Genomic DNA, 16,893 nt, shown 5'->3' on the forward strand with positions numbered 1-16,893 from the left:
TCTTATATATAAAATTTATACTACTTTTGTCAAGATTACTAATATATCGAGCTTTGTATAAGATAATAGTTATCAATTATCATTAAAAGATGATATTACTAATTTACGTATAATTTACGTAGGACTTTTATTATTCTGCTTAAACTTAATAAGGAGGAAACATGAACAGTTCAAGACGAAATTTCTTGAAAGCTTCTACTGCGACCGGAATAATGGCTATGACATATGCTCCTGGTACGCTTGGCGCTGTCGGAGCTAAAGCTTTACAAGCTAGCGATAAGGCCGTTTATAGCTTTTGCGAGATGTGCTCTACCCGCTGTCCTATAGAGGCTAGAGTGGTTGATGGAAAAAATATTTTTATTCAAGGAAATGGCAAGGTAAGCGGAACAGCTACTTCTGTTTGTGCAAGAGGTGGTGCTGGACACAGCCAACTATATGATCCTCAAAGACTTGTTAAGCCTCTTATTAGAGTAGGCGAGCGCGGTGAAAATAAGTGGCGCGAAGCTAGCTGGGATGAGGCACTTGATCTAGTGGCTAAAAAGATGCTTGAGATTAAAGAAAAATATGGACCTGAGAGCTTTGTATTCACTGCAAAATCAAGTCAAACTCATAAACTAATGACGACTTTTGCGAGCGCTTATGGATCTCCAAACTGCTTTTCTCACCTATCCTGTTGTCCGATAACATACAGAATGGTATGTGAGCATATGTATGGCGATGGAAGATTAAAAAGAGACTTTGGAAATGCAAAATATATCGTAAATTTCGGTCACAACCTCTTTGAAGGTATCGTTATATCAGACACTAAAAAAGTTGCTAAAATGGCTGAGAGAGATGATACTAAACTTTTAGTTCTTGAGCCAAGATTTAGCGTTATAGCCGCTAAGGCTGACGAGTGGCTACCTGTAAAACCGGGAACCGATCTAGCGTTTGTATTAGCACTTATTCATACATGGATTAAAAACGGAACCTATGATAAAGAGTTTATTGAGAAATTTACAATCGGCTTTGACAAGGTTGTGGAAAGCACCAAAGACACAACTCCAGAGTGGCAAGAAAAGATCACAGGAATTCCTGCTAAAACAGTTGAGAGAATAGCAGGAGAGATTTGGAAAGCAGCTCCAAAAGTAATCATTGACTTTGGACATAAAACAACCACTGCTAAAGCTGAATACATAAGAACAAGAGCCATCATGGTAGCAAATGCGATGATGGGTAACTGGGAGAAAAAGGGCGGATTATTTGGTGGTAAAAACGCGAAAAAATATAACTCTTTAGTAGGCGAAGAGCTAATACCTGCTATAACAAATCCTGATGCGGCCATAAAAGTTCCAAAAACTCCAAGACTTGATGCTGCTGGGGAAGACGGAAGAAATAAATTCGTAGGCAGAAGTCACGGTGTTTTAATGGAAATTCCTGATGCAATTATGAGTGAGAAACCTTATCCTATAAAAGGTTGGTTCAATATCAGATTTAACCATATGATAAACGTTGCAGGAACTGATAAGACTATAGAGAGCCTTAAAAAGCTTGACTTTATCGTAAGCTCTGACGTTTATATGAACGACTTTTCTATCTATGCAGACGTTATTTTACCAGAGAGCACCTATCTTGAAAGAGATGAGGGGATCGAAGATAAATCAAGTCAAAAACCTGCATATATGATAAGAAATAAGGTAATTGATCCGGTTGGTGATACAAAGAACGGTTACGATATCTTTAGAGAGCTTGCAAGACGCATGAAAATTGATGAAAAATATGCCAATAATACAATGGATGAGTGGAGAATGCAACAAGTTAAAGGAAATGCCGAGCTGCTAGCCCAGCTTGCAAAAGATGGATATGTGACTTGGAAGGTTCCTGGAATTTTATTTAGAGAAAAAGACAGCGTTAAAAATTTTGTTAAGAAATTCCCTCATGCAGAGAAATTCGTAGGTGAAAATGGTCTTATGGATTCTCAAATTAAATTTAAAACAGATAGTGGAAAAATTGAGCTATTTAGTGAGAAAGTTGAAGCACAATTCCCCACTTATGGTTGCTTAGGAAGTATGGAAAATAACATTAGAGATATGGACGTTTACGGTGGACACGAACTATCTATCATGACAGGCAAAACTCCTATTCATACAAATGGACATACTCAAAACGTTCCATTCCTAAATGATCTTATGAGCGACTCTCCTGTGTGGATACATCCAAAAACAGCTAAAAAACATGGAGTAAAAACCGGAGATAAGGTATTTTTACAAAACAAGTTCTCAAAAGACAAAGCAACTATATTTGTAACAGAAGGTATTAGAGAGGATACTTTATTCTTATATCACGGATTTGGACACGTTTCAGCAGGTCTTGAAAGAATAGATGGAGTAGGGACAAACCAAAGCAAATTGCTTGACCCTGCGGCTGGTCCAGTATGCGCCACGATGGTTACAAACGTTGGCGTTGATATAGTAAAAGCATAAGGAAGAGAAGATGAAAAGATATACTATGGTTCATAATGAAAATCTTTGTATTGGATGTCAAGCTTGTTCTGTAGCTTGTAGAAGTGAAAACAGCGTTCCAAACGGAGTGTATAGACTTCAAGTTCATGCAAAGATGAGTGGAACATTCCCAAATTTAAAAACAGACTTTATAAGAAATAGCTGTGTAATGTGTGAAGATGCTCCTTGCGTAGACGTATGTCCTACAGGAGCTAGCTTTAAGACTGCAGACGGACTTACATTGATGGATCACAGCATCTGTGTATCTTGCAAATACTGTGTACTTGCTTGTCCTTATGATGCTAGATATGTAGAACCAAAAACAGGAGAGGTTGATAAATGTACATTCTGTTTTGATACAAGAGTATCGCAGGGTGATCAACCTGCATGTGTTACCGTTTGTCCTACAGATGCGTTAGCATTTGGAGATCTAAACGATAAAAACAGCGAAGTAAGTAAAATTTTACAACAAAAAGCTCACTACTATCCAAAAGCAGAGCTTAAAACAAAACCTAAACTAGCCATGATTGCTAACCGCAAAGGAGGAAGCCATGAATAATATGTGGGGAAGCGTTGCTCAATATAACGAAATTTACTGGCCGTGGCCGATTGCAGTCTATCTATTTTTGGCGGGTCTTTCTGCGGGATCTATGATGGTTGCTCTTTTAGTAAAATGGAACTATCACAAACAAGAAAATGATACTATTTGGGATGCGATGGTTAAAGCGGGGGCTATAGTTGCTCCTATTACCATCTGTGTTGGCTTGGCTCTTCTTGTGTTTGACCTTGGTAAGCCTCTTAGCTTTTATTGGATTTTGTTAAAATATAACTTCTTGTCTGTTATGTCAATAGGTGTTGCCTTGCTTTTGATTTATACGCCTTTTGCTTTCTTGTTCGCTATTATAATATTTGAAAAAGAGATAGAAAAACACTCTATTTTAAGTATCTTAAGGCCAGTTTCAAGAATTATTCGCTCATTTGCGCCTTTGGCTAAAACTATAGAGACTGTTTTATTTTTACTAGCTATCGGAGTGGGAGTTTATACAGGCTTCTTGTTAAGTGCTATTACAAAACTTCCTCTTTGGAATACGCCTATATTGCCGATTCTATTTTTGACATCAGGCTTTAGCTCAGGCGTTGCGGCAAATATTTTGGTGGGGCTACTATGCTTCAAGCACCTAATAAATAAGGATAATGTAAAATATCTGCTAGTTTTAGACCTTAGAGCTGTATTGTTTGAGGTTCCTTTGATAGCGATACTTTTCTTGGGTCTACATTTCGAGGGCGGCGTAAGTGCGGTTGCTGTAAAACAAGCTCTTACAACGGGACATTATGCTATAATCTTCTGGCTAGGCGTTGTGGGCGTTGGACTTGCAACTCCAATATTAATAGCAGCTACCGCTCTTAAAAATCACGCTTATAGAGTAGGATATATCGTAGCCAACTCTATCGTAGTAATCTTTGGAGTAATTTTACTAAGATACTATATAGTATATGCAGGGCAGGTATTTACAGGAGTTTGATAGGGTGAGAATCCTACTTTTAGAGGATGATTTTAATTATAGAGAGAGTGTCTCGGAGTATCTTCAGGTCTTAGGCTATGAGGTTGACGAGGCGCCTGATGGGCAGGTGGCATGCGACAAGATATCAAAAAGCTTCTACCACCTGCTTATTCTTGACATAAAGGTTCCGCATATAAGCGGGCACGAAGTTATAAAATATGCAAAAGATATTGGCCTTCAAACCCCGATAATGATCATGACCTCGCTTGTTGATATTAATAATTTATCCGTTGGTTACGAGCTAGGTTGTAACGAATATCTAAAAAAACCTTTCGAGTTAGCTGAGCTTAAATTTAGAGTCAATGAACTAATGCGCAAGTATCATGGAAAAGATGATAAGAATTTAATCACTATAGATGATGATTCTAAGCTAGATACTATTAAAAAACAGCTACATTTTAAAGATAAGATAATAGAGCTTAGCTTAAAGGAATTTGACCTAATAGAGTGCTTGCTTTATCATAAAAATAGTTTTGTAGGAGTTGAGACTCTTAGGGCTGAGGTTTGGGGTGATAAGGAGATAGATTCGGCGGATATTAGGATGCACGTTCTTAAAATTCGTCAAAAAACAAAACCTGATTTTATCGTTTCATCTCGTGGACTTGGCTATAAAATAGATGTTAAACAACCTTAAAATCCCGATTTTTTCGACTTTGGTGATAATGGTTTTATTTATTTTCCAAAGCTATGAGATTATAAATTTAAGCGCTAAAGACGAATATTCTAAAAACATGTTTGAATTACTTGAATACGAGGGCAAAATACGTCATAGTCTAGAAAATAATCAAACTATTCCATCATCTTTGATATATAAATATGGAATTTACACTTACAAAGAGAAAAAAGTAGTATCAAATTTAGAGGTTGCACCAAGCACCTTTCAGTTTGTAACCTTGCAAGAGAAGGGATATCTCTTTTACAAGAGCTATTTTCAGCTGGAGCAGAATTTTTATTATCTGATTTTGGCTAAAAAACAAAATAGCGCAAGAATTTTGTTTGTTACAGTTTTAACCCTTGTATTTGCCTTGATCGTGGTTTTTGTTACGCTGTATCTATCTTTTGTGAGTGGCATTAAGCCATACAAAGATGCAAAAAAATATATGAATAATTTTTTTAACGATGCCATGCATGAGCTTAAAACCCCTCTTGGAGTAATAGGTATAAATTTAGAGATGCTAGGCATTGACAATAAATACACCAGCCGCATAAAAGCAGCTTTAAAACAGATGCAAATAACGTACGAAGATACAGAGTACTATATCAAACATAGCTATATTTTGTTTCCACCTGAGATTTTAAATTTGAGTGAATTTTGCCTTGAGCGAGCTAGGTATATGAGAGGGCTTGCGATGTCTAAGAATATTAAAATCTATGATTTTGTAGAGCCTGATTTGAAGGTCTTTATGAATAAGATTGAGGCAGGAAGGCTTATAGACAATAATCTTAGTAATGCCATTAAATATAGCCCAACAGGAAGTATTATAAATTTAAAATTAAGCCTTCAAAGCGATTGGATAGTGCTTGAGGTGGAGGATTTTGGCGAAGGCATAAAGGATCCTAATAAAATTTGGAAGCGCTACGTAAGAGATGAAGGCGTGCAAGGTGGCTTTGGCCTAGGGCTTAATATAGTAGCAGGAATATGTATAAAAAACGGCATTGAATACTCTGTGACGAGCGAGCTCAAAAAAGGTAGCGTGTTTAAATATAAATTTATTCCTTATTCAAAGCATATACTAGACTAACTACTTAAGCAATACATTTAGCTTTGATAAATTTCTTTCTTTTTGATCGGAATTGAAATATATTACAAAATAGCCTACTTTATTGCCCATAGTGTCATTCATTGGCTCGATTGCAAAGTTGTGTGTGTTAAATTTATGGAACTGTTGCCCATTAAAATTGATTGTCTGTAAAATCGGCAAAATGTTCAAATTTGCATAATCTTTGTTTATGATATAAAAATCATTTATCATATTTTCATCGTCTTGGCTTTGGTATGGAGAATTTGGGCTTTTATTTAAGAGTACAAAAAGATCTATGCCTTGATCTTTGAAAAAGTCGCTTAGGTGTTCAAAACCAAGCAAGACCTCTATGCTTCCTAAAAAACTGTTTTTTGATGATAAAATTGGTGCAACAGCTCTTATGAAGACTCCTCCTCGTCCGACCTCGATATTTGCCACAATTTTATTTCTAACATCTTTTAGCATGTATCTAAAACCCAAAAGATTGTCATCGTGCATTGGCGTCCAGCTTCTTATAAAGCTTTTCATATCTGCCGTATGGATATGAAATTTTACATTTTTATATATAGGCACTTTTTTTAATATATTTGTAAATTTGTCCAAAGCTTGCAGACAACCGTCTCTATCGTTTTGTAAAAGGCAGTTTTTGATATTCTCATTTTCTGATAAAAGTACCGCCACTGTCATTGCCGATAGTTTCTCTTCTTCTATATTTTTGTTTAGTATTTTGGTTTGGAAATCAAAAAATTTCTTTATATTTTCAGTTTCTAGCTCTTTTGTGTATTCAAACCAATAGAATATTAAAAATATTAATAGTATTAGACCTGTTAGAGAAAAAGTAATTGCTAGTTTCTTATTCATTCTCTAAATTCTTTATTAAAATTTCTTTAAACTCATTAAAATCTGGCAGTTTAACCGATCCTTCGCGCTGTTTTTTACCCCACATAGACTCTGGAAAGAAGCTATCGTTTTCGAATCTTGCCATTACATGAAAATGCACTCTTGGAAGATAGTTTGCAAAGCTTGCTATATTTATTTTTTTCGGTTTATAAAATTTAATCATTGTTTTTTCTGCTATTAAAATTGCTTCAAAAAGCCTATTTTGAGTAGCTTCATCACAATCGCTAAGTTCAACGTAAGGAGTATTTGTAAAAATTTTAATCCAAGGTATTTCACTATTTTCGCGCTCGATATTTATAAATTCATCTTGATATATCATTTTTACCTCTTTTTTGAGGCGATTGTATCTAAATTTGAATTTTAATCTATTTAAATCTATACTATGTAAAACAAGGAACAGATATGAAGATAGCAATAGTCGTATATGATAAGATAAATTTGGCAAGTTTGGCTGAAATTTGGAATATGCTTTCAAATTTGCAAACAAAGCATGATGTTAAAATCTGCGCTTTTAAGAGTGAAATAGTAGACGAGCATGGACTAAAGATAGTGCCTCAAATTTACGGCGAGAGTTTGTATGGATATGACGTTGTTATTATTCCAGATGGGCTTGGAGTGCTTAGCTTAAGACATGATGAAATTTTTCTAAGCTGGATTAGAAGTGCAGGCAGGGCTAGACTTAAAATAGCGCTTGACTTAGGAGCTTTGATTTTTGGAGGTGCAGGGTTTTTGGAAGGCAGAGGGGCTTGCCTTAGAGCAGGGTATAAAAACGCTATTGGTGAATATGCAAAATTTGTTAATGCAAATATGTGCGAAGATGAGGATATAGTAACTATTTGCGAGTTAAATAGTGTTACAAAAGATAGGTTGGCTGAAATTTTAATTTAGCTGAGAATTTTATGGTCTAAAATTCTCAATTTTATTAAATTTATTCTACAGTAACGCTTTTGGCAAGATTTCTTGGCATATCCACATCATTGCCCAGTCTAACGGCGATTTCGAGAGCAAAAATTTGAAGTATTATCATCATCTCAAAAAATTCGCTCATAACATGAGATTGTTCGCTTGTTTTTATAAAATCATCGCTTAATTCAAATTCTTGCGGACTAATTGCTAGGATGTAGGCATCTCTTGCGGCAAGCTCTTCGACATTACTCTTTGTTTTATCATATAGACTATTTTTTGGCATGAGGGCTATAGTGAATAATCTCTCGTCCGCAAGCGCGATAGGTCCGTGTTTCATTTCGCCCGACGGATAGCCTTCTGCATGCAGATATGAAATTTCTTTTAGTTTTAAAGCACCCTCAAGTGCAAGCGGATAGAAAATATCGCGTCCAATAAAGAAAAATCCGTGCCCATGAAGATAATGCTTAGATAAGCGGCGGATTTTTTCCTGTAAATTTGTACTGATATTTAGTATTGTAGGCACATGAAGCAGGGCGTTTATTTCGCTTTCAAGATCTTCTTTTGCTATGCTTTTTCTAGCGTTTGCGCTTTGTAATGCAAGCATCCATAGAAGTATTAGTTGGGTTGCAAAAGCCTTTGTGCTAGCCACACCCTTTTCTATTCCTGCGCGAGTAAGTAGTGTATTATCAGCCAGGCGGACTATAGAGGAGTTATCGACGTTGCATATCGCCAGAGTCTTTAGTCCGGTATCTTTTGCGATTTTTAACGCTTCTAGGGTGTCTGCCGTCTCTCCGCTTTGGCTTATTGCTATAAATAGAGAATTTTTATTTAGCTTTGGCTTACGGTAGCGAAATTCGCTGGCTATTTCTACTTTGGCTCTTAAGTCGGCCAATCGCTCAAAGAGATAGCTGGCCGTAAGTGCTGCATGATAGCTTGTTCCGCATGCACAAAGCACTATATCATCGATATTTGCCAGATATTCGTTACTAAGTCCTTCAAGCTCTATATTTTTGTTTTTGATTCGCCCCATCATGCACTCTGCAACTACGGTGCTTTGTTCGTAAATTTCTTTTTCCATAAAGAATCTATACCCATCTTTTTGAGCATAGCTCTTGTCTCTTGGAAGTGGCACGAATGCAGGCGAGATAGGTTGGGCATGCTTATATATTTTTATCTCATCAGTGCTTATAAATCCGTAATTTTTGTCTTCTAAATACATCACATCTTTTGCTATTCCTATTAGTGCGGCATCAGAAGATGCGAAAAACAGCTCGTCATTTTCTACTTTTGCTATAGCCATAGGCGCAGCGTCTTTAGCAAAAAATATCTTATTAGGAGCAAGCTTTGTGATAAGCAGAGTCGCATAGGCTCCTTGAAGTCTTGATATTGTCTTTTCATACGCCTTAAATACGTCATCAAGCTCTCTTAAATTGGCTTCAAACAGATGAACTATGACCTCGGTATCTGTTTGACTTAAGAATTTTATGCCTTTAGCTTCAAGCTCATCTTTAATCTCTTTATAATTTTCTATAATTCCGTTATGTACTACGAAAGAGTGCTCGCCAAAATGTGGATGAGCGTTTATTTCTGTTGGTTTCCCATGGGTAGCCCAGCGAGTGTGCCCTATGGCCACACCTTTGCCTATAGAGCTAAAGTCCTTTGTTTTTTGAGCCAAATTTTCAAGTTTTCCAACCGCTTTAAAATAATTAATCTCGTTTTCGCTCATTACCGCCATACCGGCACTGTCGTATCCGCGGTATTCAAGCTCTTTTAGTCCATTTAAAATAATATCTCTTTTTTCACCGCTACCTATGTAGCCTACTATTCCACACATTTTTACTCGCTTATCAATAAATTTAAAATTTCACTCTCGTTTGCATATAGCTTTTGGCTTTTTTCTATCAAAAATAGATTGCGTGTGCGATTTTTTATGGTTTGAATTCTCGCACTAGTGATTTTTATGTCTAGATTTTCCAAAACCCCCATCACATAAGCCATGAGTCCACGCTGATCTTTGGCATTTATCGAAAGTTTAGCATAATCTTTTGAATGATTCGTATCAAAATTTAGCTCATCTTTTAAAATCAGTGGCTTATCAATGCTAGCTTTATCTATGCTTTTAAGCGAAATTTCTATTAGATTCCTAATGGTCTCTAACTCGCTATTTTTGACATTTTTATTAAAATCAAGTTTGATATAAAATTTATCGTCAAATAGCTCAAAAATTTCCATATAAGCAAGGTCAAGATGAGCTAAATTTGATAAAAGTATAGCTAGATTCGGATAGAATTTTGAGACTATTTGGATAATAAAGCTTGGATGATTTTTAGTGTTTATATCTAAAATTTGCGTATTTTGCGCTAAAGAGGCGATATTTACTATATCTAAGGGCTGATATTTTATAAATAATAAATTTGCCGGAATTTTAAAGATTTTTTCCTTTAAATTCTCGTCCAATCCTATAAATTCACTATTTCTCTTTAGACTATGCTCTTTTTTTGCTCTTCTTGTGGCTTCGTCAAGTAGATTTTCGTCATCAAAGCTTTCAAGAGATATCAGATATAATTCGCGTAAAAGTTTAGCAAGATAAGCTGTATAAAATTTATCGTTAGTTGCGTTGATAACGCAATAAGTAATGATATACAGAAGTTTTAAGACATTTTTATCGCCAAGCTTTGATATAAAGCTAAAAATAGTCTGCTGAGAGTAGATATCCTCGCGGTTTGCAACATCGCTCATAAGAGTATGGTATCTAACCAAGACAACCCCTGTATTTACCGCTTTTTGGCTTAACTCAAGTTTGGCAGCATAAGCCCTAAAGATATTTGAGCCAACTACGCTGTGATCGCCTGTTAGTCCTTTGCCAACATCGTGAAGCAAGGCCACAAGCTTTAGCATTATTTTGCCTTCGCCGCAAAGCTCGTCATATAGGTTCTTTATAAATTTATCCTTGATGTTTTCTAGATGTTTTACTGTAAGCAAGCAATGCTCGTCAACCGTAAATTTATGATATCCGTCAAATACCGCAAGATGGCTTGTGTGCTCCATAGGCTTAACTAAAATTGGCAAAATTTCAGCATCAAGCAGAGCTTTAAGCAGGCAGTAGCTATTTTTTCTTTCTAAAATTTTTTTGAAATTCGCTAGATAAATTTCAAGCTCGCTTTTTAAAACTTCAGCCCTTTTTATATAAAAGATAGCTCCTGTGTCAAATTTATAATCCATATCATTAAGTTCTAAAAGCTCTCCCAGCACATCATTTAATCCTTTTGATTTTTTATGAAGCGGAGTATAAAGAGTATCTTCTATTCTATAAAATCCATTTTTTAGCCTTGCTATTTTTAGCTGCTTAAAACTCATCTCGCTTTTAAAATTCGATCTATAAAAAGAAGCGGTAAGATACCTTGAATAAAGAGCCACGGTATGCATGCAAGATAGCAACTTTTGAGAGATTATACTGTCTGTTTCTTGAGTTTTTTTAGACTTTGTTTGCATTAGATTGGTGATTTCGTCGATATAAGCTGAGCTAAATATATCAGAGCCCGTGGATAAATTTTGAGCTGTTTTTATACATAATATAAAATCTATCGCTAAATTTAATACGCTTAGCTCTTTTTCATCTATAAAATTAAGTGCCTGCGTTCTAAAGCTTATTTCGTTATCAAAGCCGTTTAATGCGCAATTTAGATAGTAAATATCGTTTGTTCCGCCAAAGTCACTCTTAAGATCCGGCTCTTGCTTTAAATTTTTAATATCCTTAAAAGCTCCAAGAGATTTTATGTAGTATTTTAAATTCTCTTTTTGATTAAATTCTCTAGTTTTATATATTTCGCTTCTGGCGAGTTTGTACATATTTTTTGAGCCAGATATATAGCGAATTTTACTAATTGAAGCTTTTATTTTAAATTCGTTTTTGAAATTTTCAAAAATTTCATTAAGCTGAATTGCCTTTATGTTCAAATTTAGCCCGCAGTCTTCCAATGCCTGATGTAAAAGTTTTAAAATTTGGCGTATGTTAAATCCGTCTATATTTTTATATACGATTAAAATTTCAAAGACGGAATTTGGGCTTATGAGACTTTGTCCGTATTTTTCGGTTGCTATGACGCAAAGTGGAATGTGATCTATGTCTGGTAAAAAATCGCTAAAAATATCACCAAACACAGCATTTGTAAATAGCTTTATGAGTTCATCGCTCTCTTTGGCTATAAAATTTGCAAATCCTTTTCCTTGCAATTTTAAAATTTCTGTTTTTAGATTTTTTTGATGTTTTTTGCGTATGTTTTCTAGCTCTAAAAAATCAATCCTCTCTCTTCTTAAAGCCACCTTCTGCCAACCTTTTTAAAAGTTAAATTTATAAATAATACTAAAATTTTGCAAAAACAAAGCTTTTTTTATCTATAATCGCCAATATCTAATTCAAAATGGGCTATGAAATTGATAAATTTAATAGAAAAATTACAAAGTGGCGATAGGCTTGAAGCCAGTGAATGCTTTAAGCTATACGACCTTGATCTTTTTACATTGGGCAAATTTGCAAATTTAAAGCGCCAAAAACTGCATGGTAAAAAGGCCTTTTTTAATCTAAATCGTCATATTAATCCGACAAATATCTGTGCGGATGTATGTAAATTTTGTGCCTTCTCATCTCACAGGAAAAATCCAAATCCATATATTATGAGCCATGATGAGATTATGCAAATAGTAGAAAAAAGCGTAGAAAACGGAGCAAAAGAGATACATATAGTTTCGGCTCACAATCCAAATACATCTTGGCAGTGGTATCTAGAAATTTTTAAAAAGATAAAAGAGATATATCCAAATTTGCACGTTAAGGCTTTAACGGCGGCAGAGGTTGATTTCTTATCCCGTCATCACGGATTAAGCTATGATGAAGTTATAGATAAGATGATAGAGTATGGTGTAGATAGCATGCCTGGCGGTGGAGCTGAGATATTTGACGAGGATATTAGAGCTAAAATTTGCAAGGGCAAAGTAAGCTCTAAAAATTGGCTTGAAATCCATAAAAAATGGCACGAAAGAGGTAGGCTGAGTAACGCTACTATGCTATTTGGACACATAGAAGAGCCTAGACACAGGATAGATCATATGCTTAGAATTCGTGATTTACAAGATATGACAAATGGATTTAATGCGTTTATTCCGCTTGTGTATCAAAAGGATAATAATTTTATAAAAGTTAGCAAATTTATGGGCTCTGTCGAAATTTTAAAGACTATGGCTATATCGCGTTTAGTCCTTGATAATGTGCCTCATATTAAGGCATATTGGGCGACTTCTACTATAAATTTAGCTATGGTTGCTCAAGAATTTGGAGCTGATGATCTGGATGGAACCATACAAAAAGAGAGCATTCAGAGTGCTGCCGGAGCAAAGAGTGCCGGAGGGATGGATATGCGAAGTTTTATAGATCTTATTCAAAGCTCCGGATTAACTGCTGTGGAGAGAGATAGTATGTATAACGAGATAAAAGTGTATTAAATTTTAAGGAGAGAAAGGTGGATTATTTTAAGCTAAAAGAGAATAAGACCGACGTTAAAAAAGAGTTTAGCGCCGGTCTTACGACATTTTTGACAATGATGTATATCGTGCCTGTAAACGCGATTATTATGAGTCAGGCTGGTATGCCTATAGAGGCGCTTATAACTGCGACTGCACTTATTACATTCTTTGCTACCGTATTTAACGGAATATGGGCCAATACTCCTGTGGCAATGAGTGTTGGAATGGGATTAAATGCTTATTTTACATTCGGTCTTGTTATTGGCATGAATATGCCGTGGCAGACGGCTCTTGGTGTGGTTTTTGTATCGGGAATTATATTTTTTATATTATCTTTTTCAAATTTTAGAGTCTGGGTTATAAAGTCTATTCCGCTTGATCTTAGACGTGCAATAAGTGCTGGTATAGGAACTTTTATAAGCTTTATCGGGCTTCAGCAGATGGGCATAATAGTAAAGAACGATGCTGTATTGGTTGGGCTTGGAAATTTAAAAGATATGAATGTAATTTTGGGATTAATAGGTCTTCTTTTTGTAATATCTTTTTGGACTTGGAAGGTTAAGGGAGCTTTTATTTTATCCATTATTGCTACATCTATTGTTGCGTGGGTATTTAAAATTTCACCTTATCCTAGCGAGGTTTTTTCTCTCCCGGCATCTATATCTCCGATGTTTTTAGAACTTGATATTATAGGGGCGTTATCGTTGGCTTTATTGCCTGTTATAGTCACTTTCTTTGTTACTGACCTTTTTGACTCAGTTGGTACATTGGCTGGAGTTGGTAATAGGGCTGGAATATTTGATGAAAGTAATCGGCAGGGCATGAGAAAACTAGAAAAGACTCTTGAAGCAGATGCTATAGCGACAGTTGCAGGCTCTTTGATAGGAGTTAGTACTACTACGGCTTTCGTAGAAAGTGCAAGCGGTGTAGAAGAGGGCGGTAGAACTGGCCTTACGGCGGTATTTTGTGGATGTTTATTTTTGCTTACAGTATTTATGCTTCCTCTCTTTAAGTCGATACCTTCAAACGCGGTATATCCTGTGCTTGTAATGGTTGGAGTGCTTATGTTTAGCGAACTTGCTAATGTCAATTTCAAAGATCCAGCAATCGGTATTTCGGCATTTTTTATAGTAATTTTAATGCCTCTTACATATTCTATTACAAGCGGTCTATCTGCAGGATTTATAGCATATTTGATAGTTAGGCTTTTAAGACGTGAGTTTGATCAAATTAACTTCGGTGTTATAGTCCTTGCTCTTATTGGTTTGATAGTATTTTTAGTTCATTAAGGAGTTTTTGTATGATATATTACGGATATGAGGAATTTGAAAAAGATATTAAGGCTTTGGCAAAAGAGGTAAGGGATGAATTTAATCCGGATGTAATTTTGGCTATTGCTAGAGGTGGTCTTACATTAGGACACTCTTTGGCTGTTGCTCTTAATAAACGCAATCTTTTCACTTTAAATTCTATCCATTACGAGGATACGAAAAAGCTTGATACGATTGAAATTTTCAATATCCCTGACCTTTCTAAATTTACTAAAATTTTGCTAGTTGACGATATTATAGATACTGGTGAGAGTATAGTTGAGATTAAGAGGCAGCTCTTAAAAATTTATCCTCATATAGATATTAAAATCGCATCAGTGTTTTATAAAACAAAGGCTCTGTTGTTGCCTGATTTTAAGATAAAAGAGGCGCATGAGTGGGTTGAATTTTTCTGGGATGTTCATATATAATTGTTGTTAAAGTAAAACATAGTGCAAAAACAAGGTTTTTTATATTCAGAATCTTTCTTGATATCTCTTATATGCTGTTTTAGTCTATGTTATTTACTCTATGCGGTTTCAACTCTTAGTATTAGCTACTATGAAGCTGAGATTTTTTATAACTCCGGTTCAATGGCTGGAGTTATATCTAGATTTTTTGTGTCTATTTTTGGTCAAAATGACTACGCTTTAAGATCGCCTTTTCTGATTTCTCATGTAATCAGTATAGTTTTACTATATAAAATTTCAAAATCTATATTAAAACGCAAATTTGATAGAGTAGTAAGTGTTTTGATCTTTATATTTTTACCGGGAGTTATTGCATCTGCGATACTCGTAAATGATGCAGGCATAGTTATAATGCTTGCATTGCTTGGTATATATCTTTATCAAATCAGGCAGACTGTAGCGTTTTATCTTGTTTTGGTTTTACTTGCTTTTGCTAGCGACTCTTTCTTGGCATATTTTATTGCTCTTTTTGTATTTGGAATTTATAAAAAAGACGGTCAACTTGCGTGGCTATCAGCTATTTTGTTTAGTATATGTTTATCTATATACGGTTTTGATACAGGCGGGAAGCCAAGAGGATATTTTTTAGACACAATAAGTATATTTGCTGCCGTATTTTCGCCGTTTGTATTTATATATTTTGTATATTGTATGTATAGAATTTGGGTTAAAGAGCAAAAAAATTTGCTTTGGTTTGTTGTGATAACGTCTTTTTGTCTATGTCTTGTCGCATCCATAAGGCAAAGACTTGAGATTGAAAATTTTTTACCTTTTTGCGTGATATCAACTCCTCTTATAGTGAGAGTTTTTTTTAACTCATATCGAGTTAGGCTACCAATTTTTAGAAAAAGCTATAAATTTATGACCTCATTTGTTGCTTTTTCTTTGATTGCGAGCTTTGTTTTTGTATTGTTTAATGAAATTTTTTATATATATGCCAAAAATCCTAAAAAACATTTCGCTTATAAGTATCATATTGCAAAAGAGCTTTCAATAAAGCTCAAAGAAATGGATATTAAAAATGTTCAAGCCGATGAAAGATTAGCGCTTAGGCTTAAATTTTACGGAATCGAAAATGGTAAAACAAAACTTATAAATTTAGATTTAAAAGATAATTATGCTAATATAACCATAGAAAAATTTGGTAAACCTATTGCTAAATTTAAACTCTCTCAGGAATATATATGAAAAAAGCCTTTACTATGCTTGAGCTAGTTGTTGTTATCGTTGTTATAGGAATTTTAGCCGCGATGGCTATACCAAGACTTGAGCGCGATAACCTTGCCGAAGCTGTTGATCAAATAATCTCTCATATAAGATACACTCAACATCTTGCTATGCAGGATAATAAATTCGATCCGGCCGTGGATAAATGGTTTAAAAGAAGATGGACTCTCTCTTTTAATACAGGCGGTTTTTGTGGCAGTAAAAATACTGACTGGACATATAGTGTTTATTTTGATGGCGTAGGAAAATTTACAGGAAATTTAAATAGCATAGATGAGGTCGCTAGAGATCCTCAAGATCCGTCAAAAATCATGAGTGCCGGTTGGGATAGCGGCTCTTTGGGAGGCGGTTGCCAAAATGCTAGCAATAAATATAATATAACAAAAAAATTTGGAATAACTAATATTGATTTTTCAAATGGTTGCGGTGCTGCCAATACAACATCTATATCGTTTGATGAATTTGGGCGTCCGATGCAAAAAGCCAGCACTACCGGCACCACAGGCGGAGCACAAAGGGGATATGATAGGATATTGGTTTCAGGCAATAATTGCTTTATTTCTATAAGTACTGCTGACAGAAATGCTACTATATATATCTCTCCTGAAACCGGTTTTGCTAGGGTCTCATACTGATTAAGATAAAATTATTTCTGTGGTGTATGTTTTTTAACCTCCCTTTAAGCTTCTCTCTTATATAATTCCAGCTCACGAATTAAGAAACCACCTTTAACTTCTTCTTTCAAGTTAATAAAGCTTTTTCTTTTTAATCGTCAT

At 35.2% G+C, this 16,893-nt stretch carries 15 protein-coding genes; 11 read left to right on the forward strand and 4 right to left on the reverse strand.

Translation table 11 applies throughout. The features are described from left to right. Positions 1 to 161: 161 nt before the first annotated feature. From phsA to CDOM16189_RS07140, 5 genes are read left to right on the forward strand one after another with little or no spacing between them, the layout of a single operon-like run. Positions 162 to 2,462, forward strand: coding sequence for a thiosulfate reductase PhsA (gene phsA, locus CDOM16189_RS07120; RefSeq protein ID WP_170000896.1), 2,301 nt, complete (start codon positions 162 to 164; stop codon positions 2,460 to 2,462). A gap of 10 nt (positions 2,463 to 2,472) precedes the next feature. Further along, positions 2,473 to 3,039 (forward strand): 4Fe-4S dicluster domain-containing protein, encoded by a 567-nt coding sequence (locus CDOM16189_RS07125; protein ID WP_169973229.1) that lies wholly within the window; start codon positions 2,473 to 2,475, stop codon positions 3,037 to 3,039. After that, positions 3,032 to 4,003: an NrfD/PsrC family molybdoenzyme membrane anchor subunit gene (gene nrfD / locus CDOM16189_RS07130; RefSeq protein ID WP_170000897.1), complete on the forward strand. Its 972-nt coding sequence runs from the start codon at positions 3,032 to 3,034 to the stop codon at positions 4,001 to 4,003. The genes CDOM16189_RS07125 and nrfD overlap by 8 nt, the downstream gene beginning before the upstream one ends. Before the next feature lie 4 nt (positions 4,004 to 4,007). Next, entirely contained in the window at positions 4,008 to 4,676 is a 669-nt protein-coding gene (locus CDOM16189_RS07135; protein WP_169973232.1) for a response regulator, read from the forward strand. Positions 4,677 to 4,704: 28 nt separating this feature from the next. Further along, positions 4,705 to 5,784 carry a sensor histidine kinase gene (locus tag CDOM16189_RS07140; RefSeq protein WP_249321624.1) on the forward strand — a complete coding sequence of 360 codons (1,080 nt, stop codon included), beginning with the start codon at positions 4,705 to 4,707 and terminating at the stop codon, positions 5,782 to 5,784. Here CDOM16189_RS07140 and CDOM16189_RS07145 read toward each other — a convergent pair whose 3' ends face one another. Together CDOM16189_RS07145 and CDOM16189_RS07150 are read right to left on the reverse strand one after the other, a co-directional pair. Further along, a complete protein-coding gene (locus CDOM16189_RS07145; RefSeq protein ID WP_170000899.1) occupies positions 5,785 to 6,645 on the reverse strand; it encodes a cache domain-containing protein in 861 nt (286 codons plus the stop codon). After that, positions 6,638 to 7,003: an HIT family protein gene (locus tag CDOM16189_RS07150; RefSeq protein ID WP_170000900.1), complete on the reverse strand. Its 366-nt coding sequence runs from the start codon at positions 7,001 to 7,003 to the stop codon at positions 6,638 to 6,640. Before CDOM16189_RS07150 ends, CDOM16189_RS07145 begins: the two co-directional genes overlap by 8 nt. Before the next feature lie 83 nt (positions 7,004 to 7,086). Here CDOM16189_RS07150 and CDOM16189_RS07155 point away from each other — a divergent pair, with 83 nt between their 5' ends. Then, positions 7,087 to 7,572 (forward strand): DJ-1/PfpI family protein, encoded by a 486-nt coding sequence (locus tag CDOM16189_RS07155; RefSeq protein ID WP_170000901.1) that lies wholly within the window; start codon positions 7,087 to 7,089, stop codon positions 7,570 to 7,572. Positions 7,573 to 7,612: 40 nt separating this feature from the next. On the opposite strand, the gene glmS is transcribed toward CDOM16189_RS07155, so the two are convergent. After that, positions 7,613 to 9,424 carry a glutamine--fructose-6-phosphate transaminase (isomerizing) gene (gene glmS, locus CDOM16189_RS07160; protein ID WP_170000902.1) on the reverse strand — a complete coding sequence of 604 codons (1,812 nt, stop codon included), beginning with the start codon at positions 9,422 to 9,424 and terminating at the stop codon, positions 7,613 to 7,615. A gap of 2 nt (positions 9,425 to 9,426) precedes the next feature. Beyond that, positions 9,427 to 11,913, reverse strand: coding sequence for an HD domain-containing protein (locus CDOM16189_RS10030; RefSeq protein WP_349304343.1), 2,487 nt, complete (start codon positions 11,911 to 11,913; stop codon positions 9,427 to 9,429). Positions 11,914 to 12,024: 111 nt separating this feature from the next. Here CDOM16189_RS10030 and mqnE point away from each other — a divergent pair, with 111 nt between their 5' ends. The 5 genes from mqnE to CDOM16189_RS07190 are packed head-to-tail and all read left to right on the forward strand — an operon-like array spanning position 12,025 to position 16,752. Next, on the forward strand, positions 12,025 to 13,089 hold the full coding sequence (mqnE, locus tag CDOM16189_RS07170; RefSeq protein WP_170000903.1) for an aminofutalosine synthase MqnE: 1,065 nt from the start codon (positions 12,025 to 12,027) through the stop codon (positions 13,087 to 13,089). A 17-nt stretch (positions 13,090 to 13,106) separates the two neighbouring features. Then, positions 13,107 to 14,399: a solute carrier family 23 protein gene (locus CDOM16189_RS07175; protein ID WP_170000904.1), complete on the forward strand. Its 1,293-nt coding sequence runs from the start codon at positions 13,107 to 13,109 to the stop codon at positions 14,397 to 14,399. 11 nt (positions 14,400 to 14,410) lie between these two features. After that, entirely contained in the window at positions 14,411 to 14,851 is a 441-nt protein-coding gene (locus CDOM16189_RS07180) for a phosphoribosyltransferase (protein ID WP_170000905.1), read from the forward strand. 21 nt (positions 14,852 to 14,872) lie between these two features. After that, the gene (locus CDOM16189_RS07185) at positions 14,873 to 16,078 is read left to right on the forward strand and encodes a glycosyltransferase family 39 protein (RefSeq protein ID WP_170000906.1); all 1,206 of its coding nucleotides are present in this window, start codon (positions 14,873 to 14,875) and stop codon (positions 16,076 to 16,078) included. Then, positions 16,075 to 16,752: a pilus assembly FimT family protein gene (locus CDOM16189_RS07190; protein WP_169973242.1), complete on the forward strand. Its 678-nt coding sequence runs from the start codon at positions 16,075 to 16,077 to the stop codon at positions 16,750 to 16,752. Before CDOM16189_RS07185 ends, CDOM16189_RS07190 begins: the two co-directional genes overlap by 4 nt. The last annotated feature ends 141 nt before the right edge of the window (positions 16,753 to 16,893 follow it).

It is taken from the genome of Campylobacter sp. RM16189, assembly GCF_012978815.1.
In the GTDB taxonomy this organism is placed as follows: Bacteria; Campylobacterota; Campylobacteria; order Campylobacterales; family Campylobacteraceae; genus Campylobacter_A.